This window comes from Mediterranea massiliensis, assembly GCF_900128475.1.
In the GTDB taxonomy this organism is placed as follows: Bacteria; Bacteroidota; Bacteroidia; order Bacteroidales; family Bacteroidaceae; genus Bacteroides; species Bacteroides massiliensis_E.
On the sequence record NZ_LT635839.1, the window covers coordinates 180,503 to 199,964 of the forward strand.

Annotated in this window: 13 protein-coding genes and 1 tRNA gene; 7 read left to right on the forward strand and 7 right to left on the reverse strand. The window is 51.5% G+C overall.

Features of this window, described 5'->3' with window-relative positions; all coding sequences use genetic code 11:
* Positions 1–18: 18 nt before the first annotated feature.
* Positions 19–2,997 (forward strand): protein translocase subunit SecDF, encoded by a 2,979-nt coding sequence (gene secDF / locus BQ7483_RS14280; protein ID WP_022020237.1) that lies wholly within the window; start codon positions 19–21, stop codon positions 2,995–2,997.
* Between the two features lie 307 nt (positions 2,998–3,304).
* Here secDF and BQ7483_RS14285 read toward each other — a convergent pair.
* Positions 3,305–3,376 (reverse strand) — tRNA-Arg (locus BQ7483_RS14285).
* Between the two features lie 160 nt (positions 3,377–3,536).
* On the opposite strand from BQ7483_RS14285, the gene BQ7483_RS14290 reads away from it, so the two are divergent.
* Together BQ7483_RS14290 and BQ7483_RS14295 are read left to right on the forward strand one after the other, a co-directional pair.
* Positions 3,537–5,387 carry a 2-oxoacid:acceptor oxidoreductase subunit alpha gene (locus BQ7483_RS14290; RefSeq protein ID WP_072546348.1) on the forward strand — a complete coding sequence of 617 codons (1,851 nt, stop codon included), beginning with the start codon at positions 3,537–3,539 and terminating at the stop codon, positions 5,385–5,387.
* Between the two features lie 19 nt (positions 5,388–5,406).
* Entirely contained in the window at positions 5,407–6,411 is a 1,005-nt protein-coding gene (locus BQ7483_RS14295) for a 2-oxoacid:ferredoxin oxidoreductase subunit beta (protein ID WP_072546349.1), read from the forward strand.
* Between the two features lie 82 nt (positions 6,412–6,493).
* On the opposite strand, the gene BQ7483_RS14300 is transcribed toward BQ7483_RS14295, so the two are convergent.
* From BQ7483_RS14300 to BQ7483_RS18070, 4 genes are all read right to left on the reverse strand, one after another.
* A complete protein-coding gene (locus BQ7483_RS14300; RefSeq protein ID WP_022020234.1) occupies positions 6,494–8,038 on the reverse strand; it encodes an arylsulfatase in 1,545 nt (514 codons plus the stop codon).
* A 110-nt stretch (positions 8,039–8,148) separates the two neighbouring features.
* Positions 8,149–10,098: a RagB/SusD family nutrient uptake outer membrane protein gene (locus tag BQ7483_RS14305; protein ID WP_072546350.1), complete on the reverse strand. Its 1,950-nt coding sequence runs from the start codon at positions 10,096–10,098 to the stop codon at positions 8,149–8,151.
* Between the two features lie 24 nt (positions 10,099–10,122).
* Positions 10,123–13,188: a SusC/RagA family TonB-linked outer membrane protein gene (locus BQ7483_RS14310; RefSeq protein ID WP_235847397.1), complete on the reverse strand. Its 3,066-nt coding sequence runs from the start codon at positions 13,186–13,188 to the stop codon at positions 10,123–10,125.
* 9 nt (positions 13,189–13,197) lie between these two features.
* Positions 13,198–13,353, reverse strand: a complete 156-nt coding sequence (locus BQ7483_RS18070; RefSeq protein ID WP_235847373.1) for a hypothetical protein — start codon at positions 13,351–13,353, stop codon at positions 13,198–13,200.
* Positions 13,354–13,708: 355 nt separating this feature from the next.
* Between BQ7483_RS18070 and BQ7483_RS14315 the strand changes: the two genes are divergently transcribed.
* A complete protein-coding gene (locus BQ7483_RS14315; RefSeq protein ID WP_072544455.1) occupies positions 13,709–14,926 on the forward strand; it encodes a transposase in 1,218 nt (405 codons plus the stop codon).
* A 268-nt stretch (positions 14,927–15,194) separates the two neighbouring features.
* Here BQ7483_RS14315 and purN read toward each other — a convergent pair whose 3' ends face one another.
* A complete protein-coding gene (gene purN, locus BQ7483_RS14320) occupies positions 15,195–15,824 on the reverse strand; it encodes a phosphoribosylglycinamide formyltransferase (protein ID WP_072546351.1) in 630 nt (209 codons plus the stop codon).
* A 99-nt stretch (positions 15,825–15,923) separates the two neighbouring features.
* Between purN and BQ7483_RS14325 the strand changes: the two genes are divergently transcribed.
* Genes BQ7483_RS14325 through rnc form a run of 3 tightly spaced genes read left to right on the forward strand, consistent with a single transcriptional unit; the run spans position 15,924 to position 18,441 of the window.
* Entirely contained in the window at positions 15,924–16,160 is a 237-nt protein-coding gene (locus BQ7483_RS14325) for an acyl carrier protein (RefSeq protein ID WP_021846803.1), read from the forward strand.
* Positions 16,161–16,184: 24 nt separating this feature from the next.
* The gene (gene fabF / locus BQ7483_RS14330) at positions 16,185–17,450 is read left to right on the forward strand and encodes a beta-ketoacyl-ACP synthase II (protein WP_072546352.1); all 1,266 of its coding nucleotides are present in this window, start codon (positions 16,185–16,187) and stop codon (positions 17,448–17,450) included.
* Between the two features lie 4 nt (positions 17,451–17,454).
* On the forward strand, positions 17,455–18,441 hold the full coding sequence (gene rnc / locus BQ7483_RS14335; protein WP_072546353.1) for a ribonuclease III: 987 nt from the start codon (positions 17,455–17,457) through the stop codon (positions 18,439–18,441).
* Here rnc and BQ7483_RS14340 read toward each other — a convergent pair.
* The gene (locus BQ7483_RS14340) at positions 18,417–19,427 is read right to left on the reverse strand and encodes an ATP-dependent 6-phosphofructokinase (protein ID WP_072546354.1); all 1,011 of its coding nucleotides are present in this window, start codon (positions 19,425–19,427) and stop codon (positions 18,417–18,419) included. The two genes, rnc and BQ7483_RS14340, sit on opposite strands and share 25 nt — an antisense overlap.
* Between the last annotated feature and the right edge of the window lie 35 nt (positions 19,428–19,462).

Below are 19,462 nucleotides of genomic sequence, written 5' to 3' on the forward strand. Positions count from 1 at the left end.
TAATAAACTAAAAGTAACATGCAAAACAAAGGATTTGTAAAGGCTTTTGCCATCCTGCTCACCCTGGTGTGCGTGTTCTACTTGTCGTTCTCTTTCGTTACCCGCCATTATACCAACAAAGCACGGGAGATTGCCAACGGAGATCCGAAAGTGGAGCAGAACTACCTGGATTCGCTCGCCAATGAGAAGGTATGGTTATGGAACTGGAGCCTGAAAGATTGTAGAGAAATGGAAATCAGTTTGGGTCTGGACCTGAAGGGTGGTATGAACGTCATCCTCGAAGTGTCCGTTCCCGATGTCATCAAAGTTTTGGCCGACAACAAACCGGACGAAAACTTCAACAAGGCACTGGCTACAGCTGCCCAGCAGGCCACTACCAGCCAGGATGACGTCATCACACTGTTTGTCCGCGAGTATCACCGCCTGGCTCCGAACGCCCCGCTGGCACAGCTCTTCGCCACGCAACAACTGAAAGATAAAGTCAACCAGAAATCAACCGACGCAGAAGTCGAGAAAGTGCTGCGCGAAGAGGTGAAGGCCGCTGTCGACAACTCTTACAACGTACTCCGTACACGTATCGACCGCTTCGGCGTGGTTCAGCCCAACATCCAGAGTCTGGAAGACAAAATGGGCCGCATCATGGTGGAACTTCCGGGTATCAAGGAACCCGAACGTGTAAGAAAATTGTTACAAGGTTCTGCCAATCTGGAATTCTGGGAAACATACAACGCCAAGGAGATTGCTCCCTACATGCAGTCGGCCGATGCCAAGGTACGCAGTCTGAAAGCCGCTGATACCGACTCTGTAGCCGCTCCTGCCGCCGCACCGGCTGCCACCAGCACAACCGACAGCCTGGCCGCCGCCCTGAAGGGTGAGACTGCCGCCACACAGAATGCCGAAATAGCCCAGTACAAGAAAGACCATCCGCTGCTCGCCATCATGCAGGTGAACCCCGGCGAAGGTCCTGTAGTGGCATACGCCCTGGCTAAAGATACTGCCGAAATCAACCAATACCTGTCCATGAGCCAGGTGAAGAGCGAGTTCCCCAAAGACCTGCTTTTGAAGTGGGGCGTGGCCGCTGCTTCCTTCGACCCGAAGAAACAGACCTATGAACTGTATGCCATCCGCTCTACCGAGCGTAACGGCCGGGCACCGCTGGAAGGCGACGTAATCGTAGACGCCAAGGACGATTTCGACCAATATGGCAAACCCTCCGTTAGTATGTCTATGAATACGGACGGTGCACGCCGTTGGGCCTTGTTGACCAAACAGAATATCGGCAAAAGCATTGCCATTGTACTGGATGGCTATGTATACTCCGCACCGAATGTACAGACAGAAATCACAGGCGGTAACTCACAAATCACCGGCCATTTTACTCCGGAAGAAGCCAAGGACTTGGCCAACGTACTGAAATCCGGTAAGATGCCCGCTCCAGCACACATTGTACAGGAAGACATTGTAGGACCTTCGCTGGGACAAGAATCCATTGAGGCCGGTATCATTTCTTGTATCGTCGCCTTCATCCTGCTGATGGTGTATGTTTGCTCCATGTATGGCTTCACGGCCGGTATGGTTGCCAACGGCGCCCTGTTGCTCAACTTCTTCTTCACTCTCGGTATCCTTTCTTCCTTCCAGGCTGCATTGACCATGTCCGGTATCGCCGGTTTGGTATTGTCACTGGGTATGGCGGTGGATGCCAACGTGTTGATTTTCGAGCGTACCAAAGAAGAACTTCGACTAGGTAAGAAAGTAAAAGATGCCTTGAAAGACGGTTATTCCAATGCCTTCTCCGCCATCTTCGACTCTAACTTTACGTCTATCATCACCGGCGTCATTCTGTTCTACTTCGGTACAGGACCTATTCGTGGATTTGCAACGACGCTGATTATCGGTATCGCCATTTCGTTCTTTACCGCCGTGTTTATGACGCGCCTCGTATTCGAGCACTTCATGAACAAAGACAAGTGGTTGAACCTTACGTTTGAGACCCGTCTGTCTAAAGGCGTACTACAAGATACGAAATATAACTTCATGAAGTACAATAAAACATGGCTTTCTAGCGGATTAATCATCGTTTTGATTTGCGTAGGCTTCCTCTTTATTCGAGGATTGAGCCAAAGTATTGACTTCACCGGCGGCCGCAACTATCAGGTACGTTTTGAACAGTCTATCGAACCCGAACAAGTGCGTGAATTGATGGAAGGACAGTTTGAGGATGCCAACGTGACGGTTATCGCCATCGGTACAGACGGCAAGACAGTTCGTATCAGCACCAACTACCGCATCAACGAAGAAGGCAATAACGTAGACTCTGAAATCGAAGCCAAACTGTACGAGGTGTTGAAACCGTTGCTTACGAAGAATATCTCGTTGGAAACCTTTATCGACCGTGATAACCACACAGGCGGTAGCATCATCAGTTCGCAGAAGGTAGGTCCGAGCATTGCTGACGACCTCAAGGTGGCAGCCGTATGGGCCGTTATCTTTGCCGTGCTGGGCATCGGTCTCTACATTCTCTTCCGTTTCCGCAACATCGCTTATAGTGTAGGTTCTATCGCCGCATTGACATTCGATACCATCCTGATATTGGGCGTGTACTCCATGTTCTGGAACATTCTTCCGTTCTCCATGGAGATAGACCAAACCTTTATCGGCGCCATCCTGACCGCTATCGGTTACTCCATCAACGATAAGGTGGTAATCTTCGACCGTGTACGCGAATACTTCCACCTCTATCCCAAGCGCAGTACGTTCCAGTTGTTCAACGACTCACTGAATTCCACGTTGACCCGTACGTTGTTCACCGGTTCGTCTACGTTGATTGTGCTGGTTGTAATCTTTATCTTGGGTGGAGAGAGCATCCGCAGCTTCTCGTTCGCCATGATTTTGGGTGTAGTATTCGGAACCTTGTCTTCACTGTTCGTCGCTTCTCCCATCGCTTACTCGCTGTTCAAGAAGAATGCCGTAGAACCGGCTGAAGAAACCAAGAAGTAATCAGAGACTGATAACCTATAGAGCACGACGGGGACGTTCCACAAGGACGCCCCCGTTTTTTATGCCCATGACGGGCTCCTTGGAAGACAGGAGCGGCAGCCCTTCCCATGCAGTGCTGCATGAGGGTCTGACGAAGTGCTTCGTCAGGGGCTCAGGAAGTGCTTCATGAGGGGGTAAGGAAGTGCTTCGTCAGAGGGTGACGCAGCACTTCGTCAGAAGCCAAGGAAGTGCTCCGTCGGCCCCCGTCCGAACCGGAACCGCCAGAAACAATAAAAGGACACCGGTACAGACCGGCATCCTTCTATCGTAGCCCCGAGGGGAATCGAACCCCTATCTAAAGTTTAGGAAACTTCTATTCTATCCGTTGAACTACAAGGCCTTTTAACGAAAATCCTGCATCGGGATGCAGGAACAGGCCACAAAGATAACACTTTCTGTCGATTTTCCGAAAAAAGTTTTGTTAATCCGATTAACTTTCCGACATTTGCGAACTGCGTTGTACGCATATCCATAAAATTAACCTAAGAAAATCGTAAGTTATGGCAAACGACATGATGGTCAAAGACCTGGACGAAGTGGTAGTACGCTTCTCCGGCGACTCCGGCGACGGAATGCAGCTCGCCGGCAACATCTTTTCAACAGTTTCGGCTACGGTGGGAAACGACATCAGCACCTTTCCCGACTATCCGGCAGACATCCGCGCCCCGCAAGGTTCACTGACGGGCGTCTCCGGTTTCCAGGTGCATATCGGTGCACAGAAAGTATATACACCGGGCGACCAGTGTGACGTACTGGTGGCTATGAACGCAGCCGCACTGAAAACGCAATATAAATTCGTCAAGCCCAACGGTACCATTATCATCGACACCGATGCTTTCCAGAAGTCCGACCTGGAGAAGGCCGCCTTCCAGACAGAGAACCCCATCGAAGAGATGGGCATCAAGCAGGAAGTCATCGCTGCCTCCATCACCACGATGGTGAAAGACTGCCTGGCCCCGACGGGCATGGACAACAAGTCCATCCTGAAATGCCGCAACATGTTTGCCGTCGGTCTGGTGTGCTGGCTCTTCGACCGCGACCTCAAGATAGCCGAAGACTTCATCCGCGAGAAGTTCGGCAAGAAGCCCGAAGTGGCCGAAGCCAACATCAAGGTCATCCACGCCGGATGGGACTACGGACACAATACACACGCCTCCATCGCACACGCCACCTGCCGCATCGAGAGCAAGGTGAAGGTGCCCGGACGCTACATGGACATCACCGGCAACAAGGCTACGGCCTATGGTTTCATCGCCGCTGCTGAGAAAGCCGGACTGAAGCTGTTCCTCGGCTCCTACCCCATCACTCCGGCCACGGACGTGCTCCACGAGCTGTCCAAGCACAAGTCACTGGGCGTGATGACCGTACAGTGCGAAGACGAAATTTCAGGTTGCGCCACCGCCATCGGCGCTTCGTTTGCCGGTGCACTGGCCGTAACCTCCACCTCGGGCCCCGGCGTCTGCCTGAAGTCCGAAGCCATGAACCTGGCCGTCATCACCGAGCTGCCCCTTGTCGTACTCGACGTACAGCGCGGCGGCCCCTCTACCGGTCTGCCTACCAAGTCGGAACAGACCGACCTGCTGCAGGCCCTCTTCGGCCGCAACGGCGAAAGCCCCATGCCGGTCATTGCCGCCACATCGCCCACCAACTGCTTCGACGCAGCCTATATGGCCAGCAAGATTGCTCTGGAGCACATGACGCCCGTCGTACTGCTGACCGACGGCTACGTGGCCAACGGCTCGGGTGCCTGGAAGCTGCCCAAGCTGGCCGAATATCCCGCCATCAACCCGCCTTATGCCCCCGCCGAAATGAAGGACAACTATGCACCCTACCGCCGCAACCCCGAAACCGGTGTACGCTACTGGGCCATCCCCGGACGCGAAGGCTACATGCACATCCTGGGCGGACTGGAGAAAGACAGCTGGACGGGTGCCATCTCCACCGACCCGGAGAACCATAACCTGATGTGCCACCTGCGCGCCGAGAAGGTTGCCAAGATACCCGTACCCGACGTTCAGGTACAGGGCTGCGCCGACGATGCCGACCTGCTCATCGTGGGATTCGGAGGTACATACGGACACCTCTACTCGGCCATGGACGAAATGATCAAAGCCGGCAAGAAAGTGGCCCTGGCCCACTTCAGCTACCTGAACCCGCTGCCCAAGAACACGGCGGAAGTGCTGAAGCGCTACAAGAAGGTGGTCGTGGCCGAGCAGAACCTGGGACAGTTTGCCGCCTACCTGCGCATGAAGGTGGACAACTTCACTCCCTACCAGTACAACGAAGTGAAGGGACAGCCCTTCGTCGTAGCCGAACTGGTCAAGGCATTCAACGAAATCATTAACCAATAAAATCGAGGAGGACACATTTATGAACGAATATACAGCAAAAGACTTCAAGAAAGGACAACCCCGCTGGTGTCCGGGCTGCGGCGACCACTTCTTCCTGGCCTCCCTGCACAAGGCCATGGCCGAAATCGGCAAGGCTCCCTGGGAAACGGCCGTCATCTCCGGTATCGGCTGCTCCAGCCGCCTGCCCTACTACATGAATACCTACGCTATGCAGACCATCCACGGCCGTGCGGCCGCCATCTCTACGGGTGCCAAGGTGGTTAATCCCAACCTGGCTATCTGGCAGATTTCGGGCGACGGCGACGGACTGGCCATCGGCGGAAACCACTTCATCCACGCCGTGCGCCGCAACATCGACCTGAACATGATTCTGCTGAACAACCGCATCTACGGTCTGACCAAAGGACAATACTCGCCGACGTCGCCCCGCGGCTTCGTCAGCAAGTCGTCGCCCTACGGCACCGTGGAAGATCCCTTCCACCCCGCCGAGCTGTGCTTCGGTGCCCGCGGACGCTTCTTCGCCCGCGCCGTGGCTACGGATGCTGCCGGTACGGTAGAGATTCTGAAAGCAGCCTATAACCACAAGGGAGCCGCCGTCTGCGAGATCCTCCAGAACTGTGTCATCTTCAACAACGGTACGCATGACTCCGTCTACAACAAGGAAGGCCGTGCCAAGAACGCCATCTATCTGGAGCACGGCCAACCGATGATTTTCGGCGAGAACCGCGAGTACGGCCTCATGCAGGAAGGCTTCGGTCTGAAAGTCGTGAAGCTGGGCGAAAACGGCATCACCGTGAAAGACATCCTGGTGCACGACGCCCACTGCATGGACAACACCCTGCAGCTGAAGCTCGCGCTGATGGAAGGCCCCGACTTCCCCATCGCCCTCGGCGTGATCCGCGACGTGGACGAACCTACCTATGACGAAGCCGTACATGCCCAGATCGAAGAGGTCAGTGCCAAGAAGAACTATCATAACTTCGAAGAACTGCTGATGACCAACGATACCTGGGAGGTGAAGTAACAATCCTTCTATCATATAAATTGAAATCCCCCGACCACCTGTACACACAGACGGTCGGGGGATTTCTATATACACAATGACCTTACTCCGCGGGGAGCGTCACCTTGAACAGTTCGCTCGGACGATGCTCGCGATGGATGATTTCCACCATTTGCTTGACTACATCGGGATGCTGGGCAGCCACGTCATGATCCTCATGGATATCGGTTGCCAAGTCGTACAGGTGAGGCTTACCCTGCTTCACCACCAGCTTCCAGTCGCCCATACGCACGCCAATCTGGTCCGTTTCATGGAACTCCCAGTACAGGAAGTCGTGCTTCGCCTGACGGTCGTCCTGTCCCAGCATCGTGGGAGCGAACGAAATGCCGTCGAAGCAGTCGCCTTCGAGCTTCTTGTTCAAATACTTCTTGGGGAACTTCTTGTCGCCTATCAGTTCGCAGAAGGTAGGCATCACATCGTAGAAGGCCAACTGATGATCGTTCACCGTACCGGCAGGCACGTGTCCCGGCCAACGGACGATAAAAGGAATTCGAATACCACCTTCGTAGCACTGGCGCTTCAGTCCGCGCAGCTTGCCGTCGCGTCCGAAGAATGCCGGATCGGCACCGCCTTCCTCGTGGGGGCCATTGTCGCTACTGAAGATAACCAGCGTATTCTCGTCCAGTCCCTTCTCCTTCAGCTTGGCAAAAATTTCGCCTACGTAGGCATCCAGACGGGTAATCATGGCCGCAAATTCGGCATGCGTATGCTCCACGGCGTTGTAGCGCGAGCCTTCACTGCCACCCCAAGTCTTGTCTACAAAGAATTTCTTCTTGTAACCCTTCAGGATAGAATCATTGGGCTGGGCCAGTTCGGCATGGGGCAGTGTATAGGTAAAGAAACCATAGAATGGCTGTTTGCCGTCCTGCTTGTCAAGCCACGCCAATGCTTCCTGATGAATCAGGTCGGCCGAATACTGTGAACGCTTCTTGTAATCGTCACCATACATCGGATACAGGATATTCTCGTCCATCGTGATACGGACGGTAGCCGTGTCACCCTTCGACTTGCTGTAACGGTTCAGGAAGTTGGGATAGTACAGATGGGCCTGGAACTGGCAGATGAAGCCGTAATACTCGTCAATGCCGCGCTTGTCGGGCGTGGAGCATGAACCTTCGTAGCCGCCGGCCCACTTGCCGAACATGCCGGTGGTATAGCCGTTCTTCTTCATAATCTCGGGCAGGATGATGTGACCGGGATCATAAGGTTCCTGTCCCACGACAGTATATTCGTCGTTGTTGCCATACTTCATCAGGGGGACGTTGGTCCAATATTCCTTGTTGCCGCGCACATGTCCGTGGCCCGAATGCTGTCCCGTCATGAGCGAGGCACGCGAAGGCGCACTGACCGGACTGCCGGCATAGGCCTGCGTGAAGAGCATTCCTTCGGCGGCCATACGGTCCAGATTGGGCGTCTGGATGTACTTCTGGCCATAGCAGGCCAGGTCGCCGTAACCCATATCGTCGCACAGGATAAAAATGATGTTCGGCTTGTCCGAAGAAGCCTGTTTCTGGGCAGCTGTCGTGACGGCAGGCCATGCACCCGCCAGCAAGGTCGTCGAGCACAAAAGGGGAAAGGATAATTTCATAAGCATTAAATTTACTGCATCCTACATATAAAAGATATCGCCACGAAGGTAAGCCATAAATCTTGCATAGCCTATACTTCCCGTGGCGACATCTCGCTAATTAACAAATATTACCATCCAGGATTTTGAGTCAAATCCGGATTCAAGACAAATTCATCGGTCGGAACCTGATACAGATAATATTTATCGTCCCAACCCTTTCCTTCAGCCTTCGGGTCATTGAACAGGAACATGTATCCTTCTGTCATTGTTCCGTTCTGTCCGTCTGAAAGTCCTGTCGTTTCGTTATACAAAGTCATACCTTTGGAGAGCGCAAATTCCTTTGACACCCAAATGCCTTTCGGAGCACGGTTCAGGAACCAGGGAGCCATGCGCCAACGGCGTACATCGTAGAAGCCAAAGCCTTCGCCCATCAACTCAATAATACGTTCCCGACGTACCTCCCACAGCAAAGCAGGCACCCGAATACCGGCAGCGTTACCCTGAGGATAGTAATAAGGACGGTCCGGATCAAACGAGTCGTTAATTTCGGCTACAGCCATTCTGGCTACACCAGCACGGTCTCTCAACTTATTGATGGTAATGTCGGCCACGTCCTGAGTGAACTGCCCCAACTCGGCCTTGGCCTCGGCATAGTTGAGCAACACTTCTTCAATCTTAAAAATCGGTTTGTCCGACACATTCAAGGCTCCATTGTTGAAGTTCTGTTCCCAACCGCAATACAGCTTCCATACATAATAGCCCGAACGGCATTGTACAAAGGCGCTGGTACCGATGTTCGGAATCTGCGGAACCAAAGAAGCAGACCAGTTCTGTGCCGGCAGGCGCTTCATACCCACACCCGGATTGCTGCATGTATAGTTCTCACCCATGATGTCGATGTACTCCTGATCGGCTTCAACACCTGTATACCCCCAGGATGCATTCGGATTCAGAGCCGGCTTGTTGGCACCGGCAGCAATCACCTTATAGGGAGGCATGATGGTGTGGTACATACGTGGATCTCTGTCTCTGAACGTATTATACATCGTACGGTCACCGTGATAGTTGGACTCAGGATTGTGAATAGGCTTGCCGTTCTTCATCAGATAGAGGTCAACCGTATTCTGGTTCATCTCCACATCCTGCGATGAGGTATGTTCCAAATAGCAGCCACCCTGCACCGGGTTGATATCCTTCACATACGACTTGTACAGAATGATACCCGGAACTGTAGACAGGTCGTCCGTCGTCCACATCTCACCATATCCGGCACCCGGCTGTCCGTCCGTACCCTGATACAAGGTGGGATAGCGGTCCATCAGAATCTTGGAAGCACGGATACATTCATTCAGATAGGTGTCGGCATCGCCCAATTCATGATACTTACGCCACGTACCTTCGCGAAGTGTGAAACGGGATATGGCGGCCAGCACACAATCTTGATTGATGGTATTCTCACCATCCTGGCTCGTAAAATCACCAATATGCTCTTCAGCCCATTGCAAACGCTGCAAAACCAAGGCTGCGACTTCCTTACGGGGACGGCGTCCTTCGTAGACTTCAGGGGAACTCTCTGTCAAGACCTTGTCCACCCAAGGAATATCGCCGAAACGGTCAATCAGTTCCATATACCAGAACGAGTGGAAAAAGTATCCCACGGAAGTCCAGTGGTCCTTCTCAGCCTGAGTCATGTCCGACTCCTCGACATGCGAAAGCATGATATTGATACGGCGGATATAGCTGCTGAAGTCCCATCCGTTGCCTGAGGCTGTACTTCCCTTCGTCTGATAGGCAAACTGGTTGAAGCCGCTCGGACTACGTTTGTTCAGATAATTAGCATCCACATCACCACCGTATTGTCCACTCGTCCCCCAACCATTGCTGGCAGTCGAAGTACGGATGGTGGTATTGACAAACATTTCATAACAGGGCCACATAAACGACTTGAAATTGTCGTACGACTTGAAGGCGTTTTCCTCCGTCAAGTCCGTTACAGGATATTTCTCCAAGAAGCTGTCATTACATCCGGTAAAAGTCAGGCCGGCCAATAAGGCTGCATATATAATAACTTTTTTCATACGATATCGTTTTATAGGTAAAATTTACAACGTTACATTCAAGCCAAATGATACAGTACGGAAAGCCGGATAGTTCCACGAAAGGGTTTCCGGGTCGATACCTTTGTTCAAAGAAGAGAATGTAGCCAGATTTTCAATGCTGACAAAGGCCTTCAGCTGAGACAAGGAAATCTTGTCAATCCACCGTTTGGGGAACGAATAAGAAAGAGTCACGTTCTTGATGCGCAGGTAGGAAGCATCGGACAGATATCTGTCGGACGTACGATAGTTAGAACCCATGTTTCCATATCCGTCATAAATACGCGGGAATTCCGCATCCGGATTGGCACAGGTATAGTCGCCGCCTGCCGCATCGACCGGCCGCCAATAATTTTCTGTTCCTTCGTATAAGGGAATGAACTTGAAGTCGCTGTACATCGGGAAAGTCAGCACACTGGCCAACCAGGCGTCACGCTTGCCGGTACCTTGCAGGAAGATACTCAGGTCGAAACCTTCGTAGGAAGCGCCCAGGTTGATGCCATACAGATAACGGGGGAGGTTGTTGCCCACGCGTACACGGTCGCCCGGATTCTCCAATGTCCCGTCGCCGGAATAGATCAGGTTCTCGCCCTGGTCGTCGTCACGGAGGTTCTTGAACTTCACATCACCGGGACGCGGATTGTAACCGTTGATGGCCACAACGCCCTCCTTCAGTCTCCACGTCTTCGTATCTTCGAAGTCGTCGACCGTATAGAATCCGTCGTACAGATAACCCCAGATTTCACCCAACTCCATACCTTCATAATAAGTGCTCAGCAGCTTGGACTCGTTGCTGTCGTATTTCGTAATTACGCTCTTCGAGTCAGACAGGTTAAAGCCTACCCGGTAGGACACCTTACCGATGCGGTCGCGCCAGTTCATGTTCAGTTCCCAACCACGGGTGCGCATGTCGGCCGTATTCTGAGTCGGGGCGGTAGCACCTACAACTGCCGGAAGCTGCATACCCGGAGCGAGCATGCCGCGCGTATCTCTCTGATACCATTCGAACAAACCACTCAGACGTCCGTCAAACAGGGCAAAGTCCAAGCCGACGTTCGTTGTACCCACTTTCTCCCATGTAAAGGTCGAGCTTACCAGAGCCGGCAGGGAAGTAACGGCCGTTATAGGCGCACCGTTAATCAGCCAGCCCGTGTACTTGTTGTTCAGGGTCATGGACGAAACGAAAGCATAAGGGGAGATGTTCTGGTTACCGATGACACCATACGAACCACGCACCTTCAACTGGCTCAGCCAACCGGCAGCCGGTTCCATAAACTTCTCCTGAGCAATGTTCCAACCTACGGAAACAGAGGGGAAGAAACCGAAGCGGGAGTCCTTCGGGAACTTGGAGGAACCGTCGTAACGTCCGTTCACCTCCAACAGATACTTGCCCATATAATCATAGTTCACGCGGAAGAATCCACCACGAACTGCATATTCAGAGTAATAGTCCTTGGCAGACAAAGTACTCGTACCACCACCAAGCGAAGGCACTTCCACTACGGCCTGCATGTATGAATAGACATCGACGGTTTCCTGGTAGCTGGACTCTTGGTTGAAACCGGCCATCGCCTTGAAATGATGGTTGTCTGCCACGTCAAAGCTGTATGTACCATAGAGGTTGATGGCATTGTAATCGGTATACTGCTTGTACTTGCGCAGGTAGTCGTTGCTGGGAGTCGTGTCGCTACCGCCCTGGATGGACGTCATGTTCACCTTGCCCGTGTACCAGTGATAGTCGTATATATTCTTGTCATAGGTATACTCGAAAGCGATTTCCAATCCCTTCAAAGGCTTCAGGATAGACTTCAGGAAGATACGCGGATTGTCGTTGATGTTCTTGTAGGGCTGGGCCGTCTCAATCTGATTGCGCGACGTAAAGAAGAGCAGATTGTCATCGTTGCCCAAGCCGTAACCTTCGGGCATCGCACCTTCCGGATAGAAGGACGGAAGGCGGGTACTGAACAGACCGCCACCCTGCGATACAATCATGTTGCGCTTGCTATGGGCATAGCTCAACGTGGCTTCCTGAGTGAACCACTTGGTGATGTCGGCAGACACAAAGCCGCTCACGTTCATACGGCTGAACTTATCCTTGTCGGAGTAGAGCACACCGTCCGTCTCCACCAGACCGGCCGAAAGGCGGTAGCGCAGACGCTCCGTACCGCCACTCACGGAGAGGTTATGGGTCTGCTGGAAGCTGGTCTCCATCATGTTCTTCATCAGATCCTTCTCGTTCAGGAAATACAAAGCGCCGTCTGCATCCTTATAAATACCGTCGCCCTTGGTTTCGATGGACGAAGGATTCTGCTTGTACTGGGCCAGCAACTCCAGCCAACGGTCTACCTTGGGAGCGCCCAACGACCAATAATCGTTGCCGGAAGCCTCCTGATAGGCATGCAGATAGGTTTCCAGAGGCACTTGCTTGGGCAGGTTGATGGCATTGGCAAATGCAAAGTTATTGTTGTAGTTCAACTGGAAGCGCTGTTCCGACTTGGGACGCTTGGTCGTAACCAGAATAACACCACCGGCAGCACGCGCACCGTAGATGGCCGACGAAGCGGCATCCTTCATCACCGTAATAGACTCGATGTCGTCGGGATTCAGCATATCGATATCACCCTCCACGTTGTCTATCAGGACCAGCGGAGCGATGGTAGAACCCGAACCGATAGAATAAGCTCCACGAATCTGGAACGAGCGGCTCTCGCCGGGAGAGTTACCGTTGTTGCCCACAAACAGGCCAGGGACAGCACCCTGCAGGGCGTCGGCAGCCTTTGTCAAGGGACGTTCGCCCATCACTTCATCCATCTTGACGGTAGTGACGGCACCCGTCAGGTTGGCCTTCTTCTGGGAACCGAAACCTACGACCACCACTTCGTCCAAAGCTTGGGCATCTTCTTTCAAAACGACACTCAGCGGTTGTCCGTTCCAAGTTACGGTGACTGACTGATAACCTACGAAGCTGATTTCCAAAGTTGCCCCACGGGCTACATTCGGAATAGAGAAATTACCGTCAATATCGGTAATAGTACCTGTACCGGTCCCTTTGACCACGACCGAAGCACCAATAACAGTTTCTCAATTGGCATCCTTAACCACACCCTTACAATCGCCATTTTGTTGAACGATTGCATTGTCCGTCATGGACACATCTGCAAAAACCATTCCTGAGGGGACAGCCGAGAACAAAAGGAGAAACCCTACCGGCTGCATCTTTTTCAAGATTTTGTTCATACCAATTAATTTAAAAGATTAACAAAACTTCACTTTTTACAATTATATTGACTATTTAAGGCTATACAATATTATCAAGGTCAACCACTGCTTAGCTTTTGCAAAAGTATAAATAAGATTTAAATTATAAACAATACTTCGGTAAATTTTTACCGATAAATTTAATTAAATAATAGAATCGGTGTTAGCCAGTTCAATATTATTAAAGAGATCATTGAAATACTGTCAAGAATGAATCGTTAAGGGGTAAGAAAAGTGATGAAAAATATATGATAAATAGCTGAAAATAAAGCATGAAAGTATTGCATAATTTGTTGATTATTAGTAAATTAGAAGTATCTCACCACTTTTAATTATGACCAAAGAATCACTCCTTATGCAATACCAATCCGAGTGCAGGAATGCTCTCGAATCAGTTGTAAATATAAGCAAATCTTTCCAGAAAGTATTCATGGATGCAATAAAATTGTTCATGGCCATACCTGACCGCATCAATTTCCTACAAATGGGACGATATGGATGTTTCTCAGAACAGACATACCGAAACAATTTTGAGAATGATGGCTTTGACTGGTTTTCCTTCAATGAAGCCATCATTAGAGAACACCTTAAAGGTGGTCGTAAGGCGATAGCCGTTGATCCGTCTTTCATTCCAAAATCAGGCAGCAAAACGCCATGGATTGGCTATTTCTGGTCCGGTTGTGCCGGTGAATACAAACGCGGACTGGAAATAACCGGTATTGGAGTTATAGACGTTGACAACCATGAATGTATGACTTTGGGTTCTGTACAGACACCTGACAACGCAACGCTGGAAAGCTGTGAGAAGAATCTTGTTGACTGGTACAGCTCTTACCTTATCAGCATACAGGAACAGCTGAAACGTATTTCTGGCACAGTCGTATGTGATGCGTTCTTTTCAAAGGCAACTTTCATCAAACCATTGTACGATAACGGTTTCCACGTAATAAGCCGTTTCAGGAATGATGCCGTATTGTTTTATCCCACCTTAGAAAATAGGACAGGAAAACGCGGACGTCCAAAATTACATGACGAGAAAATTGACTTTGAAAATCTGGACATCACAAGATGTACCGAGTACAAAGTGAACAAGGGTAAACTTTACGGACTGAAAGCATACTCCAAAGCGCTCAAACGCTTTGTGAGCCTGGCTGTATGGTATCCTATGGATGGAAGAACGGACAAATGGCAGCTGTATTTCTCTACGGACGAAACACAGAACGCACAGGATGTTCTGGACTTTTACAGGACACGTTTCCAACTCGAATTTTGCTTTCGTGATGCCAAGCAATATGCCGGAATAACAAACTGTCAGTCTACAGACTTCAGGAAACTGGCATTTCACTTTAATGCATCACTTGCAGCGATAAACCTTGCCAAGGCTGCCTGTAAGAGGATGGGAATAAAATATTCCATATCATCATGCAAGTCAGTCATACACAATGCTTACATGCTTGAACGATTTATTCACGTGTCTGGGATTGAACCAGACACGCATTTAATTGACAGACTTTTCAAAGAACTCATTTTATTTACTGCCAAAGCCGCTTAGGCTAGGCTAATGGTTAACGAACTATTGTATAAAAAGGAAAAGAGGCTGTCTCAAAATTAAAAACAGAGATAAGTTTACTTACAATTTATAAGCTACAACATAAAAACCTCCTGCTTTTAGTCCTATAATTGCAATAAATAAGGGCTAAAGCAGGAGGCTTTTTATTACTAAGTTTCAATCTGTAAGATTATTACTTTTGAATTTCTATTTTGAGACAGCCTCTTTTCTCCTGAAGAAAGCAATGCTTTCCCCTCCATTAGTCTGTCCCTTATTCCATTTCAGCCAGCAGCCTTTCTATCACCTGCGGATAGTGTTCGTACTCCAGCGCATGCACCCGCGCAGCCACCTCCTGAGGCGTGTCCTCTGGATAGACGGGGCAACGGAACTGGGCAATGATGCTTCCCTCGTCATAGTGCTCGTTGATGTACTGGATGCTGATGCCGCTTTCGCGTTCGCCCGCCTCCACGACCGCCTGATGGACACGGTCGCCATACATACCCTTCCCGCCAAACTTGGGCAACAGGGACGGATGAATATTTATGATTCTTTGTGGATAAGCATGCAACAGCGCATCGGGCACCTTTGCCAGAAAGCCGGCCAGGACGATGAAGTCCACCCGATAGTCGGCCAGCAGCTTTAATACCCCCTCGCCCGTCACCCATTCTTCCTTGCCCATATATATACAAGGTACATGCAAATTCTCCGCCCGTTTGAAGACATTCACATTCTGACGGTTAGCCACTACGAGGACCACCGAGTCGCCGCCCTCCTTCTTCTGGAAATAACGGATGATATTTTCGGCATTTGTGCCGTTGCCGGATGCTAAAATTGCGATATTTTTCCCCATAAAACCTCCTTTTATTGCACAAAAGCCTGTTTTTTGTGCAAAAAATTGCATTTAATTCCTCAAATATTTGCTCAGAACAATAAATATTCATTCCTTTGCAACGCAAAAATAAAGAAATAAACTCAATTTATTAACTAAAAACTTAAAGTTATGTCTGAAATTGCATCAAGAGTGAAAGCGATTATCGTCGATAAATTAGGCGTAGAAGAATCAGAAGTTACTAACGAAGCAAGCTTCACTAACGACCTGGGAGCTGATTCTCTTGACACTGTAGAACTTATCATGGAATTCGAGAAGGAATTCGGCATTTCTATCCCCGACGACCAAGCTGAGAAGATTGCTACCGTAGGCGACGCCGTATCTTACATCGAAGAGCACGCTAAGTAATTTTTATCCATCAGTTTTTAGAACATGGAATTAAAAAGAGTTGTAGTAACAGGTCTCGGCGCCATTACCCCCATTGGCAACAACGTCCAGGAATTCTGGGAAAACCTTGTCAATGGAGTTAGTGGGGCGGGACCTATTACTCATTTCGACGCATCATTATTCAAGACCCAATTCGCATGCGAAGTGAAGAACTTCGATGCCAACCAATACATCGACCGCAAGGAAGCCCGCAAGATGGACTTGTATACCCAATATGCCATCGCCGTGGCCAAGCAAGCGGTAGGCGACTCCGGTCTTGATGTCGAGAATGAGGATTTGAACAGAATCGGTGTTATATTCGGTGCCGGCATTGGCGGTATCCGCACGTTCGAAGAAGAAGCAGGCAACTATGCCCTGAACGGCAAGACCGTAGGTCCCAAGTTCAATCCGTTCTTCATCCCCAAGATGATTTCGGACATTGCTGCCGGACAGATTTCCATCCTGTATGGTTTCCATGGTCCCAACTATGCCACCTGCTCGGCTTGTGCCACTTCGACCAACGCCATTGCAGACGCATTCAACCTGATCCGTCTGGGCAAGGCCAACGCCATCGTGACCGGCGGTTCGGAAGCTGCCATCGCCGCTTGCGGCGTAGGCGGATTCAACGCCATGCACGCCCTCTCCACCCGCAACGACTCACCTGAGACAGCTTCACGTCCGTTCAGCGCCAGCCGCGACGGCTTCGTGATGGGCGAAGGTGGCGGTTGCCTCGTATTGGAGGAACTGGAACATGCCAAGGCCCGCGGTGCCAAGATTTATGCCGAAGTAGCCGGTGTGGGCATGTCGGCCGACGCTTATCACCTGACGGCCTCACATCCCGAAGGACTGGGAGCCAAACTCGTGATGAGAAACGCTCTGGAGGATGCAGAGATGCAGCCCGAAGACATTGACTACATCAACGTTCACGGCACTTCGACTCCGGTGGGCGACATTTCGGAAGTAAAAGCCATTCAGGAAGTATTCGGCAAGCACGCCTACGAACTGAACATCAGCTCGACCAAGTCCATGACGGGTCACTTGCTGGGTGCAGCCGGCGCCGTTGAAGCCATTGCCAGCATCCTGGCCATCCAGAACGGCATCGTACCTCCGACTATCAACCATACGGAAGGCGACAACGACGAGAACATCGACTACGACCTGAACTTCACGTTCAACAAGGCCCAGAAGCGCGAAATCAACGCTGCCTTGTCCAATACCTTTGGTTTTGGCGGTCACAACGCTTGTGTAATCTTCAAGAAATACGCAAAGTAAGGTCGTGTTACGTAACCAAATAGACAGAATAAGGCTCTTGTTCCACAAGGAACGGGAGTCTTATTTTTGTTTCTACCGCATCCTGGGCTTCTTTCCCCGCAACCTGAAAGTCTACCAGCAGGCCCTGCTCCACAAGTCTACCTCGCTCCGCTCGGAAGAGGGGAGACCGCTGAACAACGAACGCCTGGAGTTCCTGGGCGACGCCATCCTCGATGCCATCGTGGGCGACATCGTCTTCCAGCACTTCGAAGGCAAGCGCGAAGGCTTCCTGACCAACACCCGCTCCAAGATTGTACAACGCGAAACGCTCAACAAGCTGGCCGTGGAAATCGGGCTGGACAAGCTCGTGAAGTATGCCGCCCGCTCTTCCTCGCACAACAGCTACATGTACGGCAACGCGTTCGAGGCCTTCATCGGTGCCATCTACCTCGACCAGGGGTACGACCGATGCAAGCAGTTCATGGAGAAGAAGATATTCAAGCACTACATCGATCTGGAGAAAATGTCGCGCAAGGAGGTGAACTTCAAATCGAAGCTCATCGAATGGAGCCAGAAGCACAAGGTGGAAGTATCGTTCGAACTCATCGAACAGTTCATCGACCACGAAAACAATCCCATGTTCCAGACGGAGGTACAGATAGAAGGACTTCCCGCAGGAACAGGTACGGGCTACTCCAAAAAGGAATCCCAACAGAACGCCGCACAGATGGCACTCAAGAAAATCAAGTCGAACGACGCCTTCAGGGAGCACATTGAGCAGCTGAAAGCTGCCCACCGCCACCCTGCCGATACGGCCCATGCGGACGAACCGCTCCCCACCGACGAAACGGCTGCCGACGAAACATTCGGATTGGAACCGTCACCGATAATGGTCGAGATGGAAGCCACTTCCGAAGAAATTCTTGAAGACAGCATCCTGGAACAGGAAACCGACAAGATTCCCTCCCCTGCCCCGGAAGATTCCTCCTACCCGAAGCAGACGCCCATCTGACGTCCCTGCACTACCAAATCATGATCTTCGGTCACCTGCTTCAGTTTCCCGGCCACTTCATCGAGCGGCAGGGATGAAATCTGATTGCCCTGCAAGGCCACCATGCGCCCGAACTGCCTGCCGGCTATCAGCTCCGTGGCATGCCCGCCCATGAGGGTCGAGAGGTTGCGGTCGAACGGCGTAGGCGAACCGCCGCGCTGGATGTAGCCCAGCACCGTCTCGCGCGTCTCGATGCCCGTTTCGTATTCTATCTCCTGAGCGATGTACTCACCGGCCCGTTTCCGGCCGTCGGTCGTGATGCCTTCGGCCACCACCACGATGGAGTACGGACGTCCCTTGCGCAGACGCTCCAGGATGACTTCGCCGATATGATGGATGTTATAAGGAATCTCGGGTACCAGAATCACGTCGCCGCCGCCTGCCATGCCCGAATAGAGGGCTATCCAGCCGGCCTTGTGGCCCATCACCTCGATAACCATTACCCGCTTGTGCGAGCTGGCCGTAGAGTGCAGGCGGTCGATGGCATCGGTCGCAATGCTCACCGCCGTATCGAAGCCGAAGGAGAAATCCGTCCCCCAGATGTCGTTGTCAATGGTCTTCGGCACGGAGACAACATTCACCCCCATGGAGGCAAAACGGGCGGCCGTCTTCTGCGTGCCGTTTCCTCCGATGCACACCAGGCAGTCCAGCCCCAGTTCCTTGATATTCTGCATAATGAGCGCAGGCTTGTCCACTCCGTCCATCAGGCCGCCCCGCTTGAAGGGCTTCTCGCGCGAGGTGCCCAGCACCGTGCCGCCCATTGTCAGCAGGCCCGACAGGGAATTCTCCGTAAACGTTTCCACATCCTTGGTCAGCAGCCCCTGAAAACCGCTGTGAATACCAATCACTTCCATGCCATAATGACGGATGGCCGTCTTGCACACCCCCCGGATTGTCGCATTGATGCCCGGACAATCGCCTCCTGAAGTCAAAATTCCTATTCTCATACATTTACCTCCGTTCTTGCTTTCTTCCTGTACTG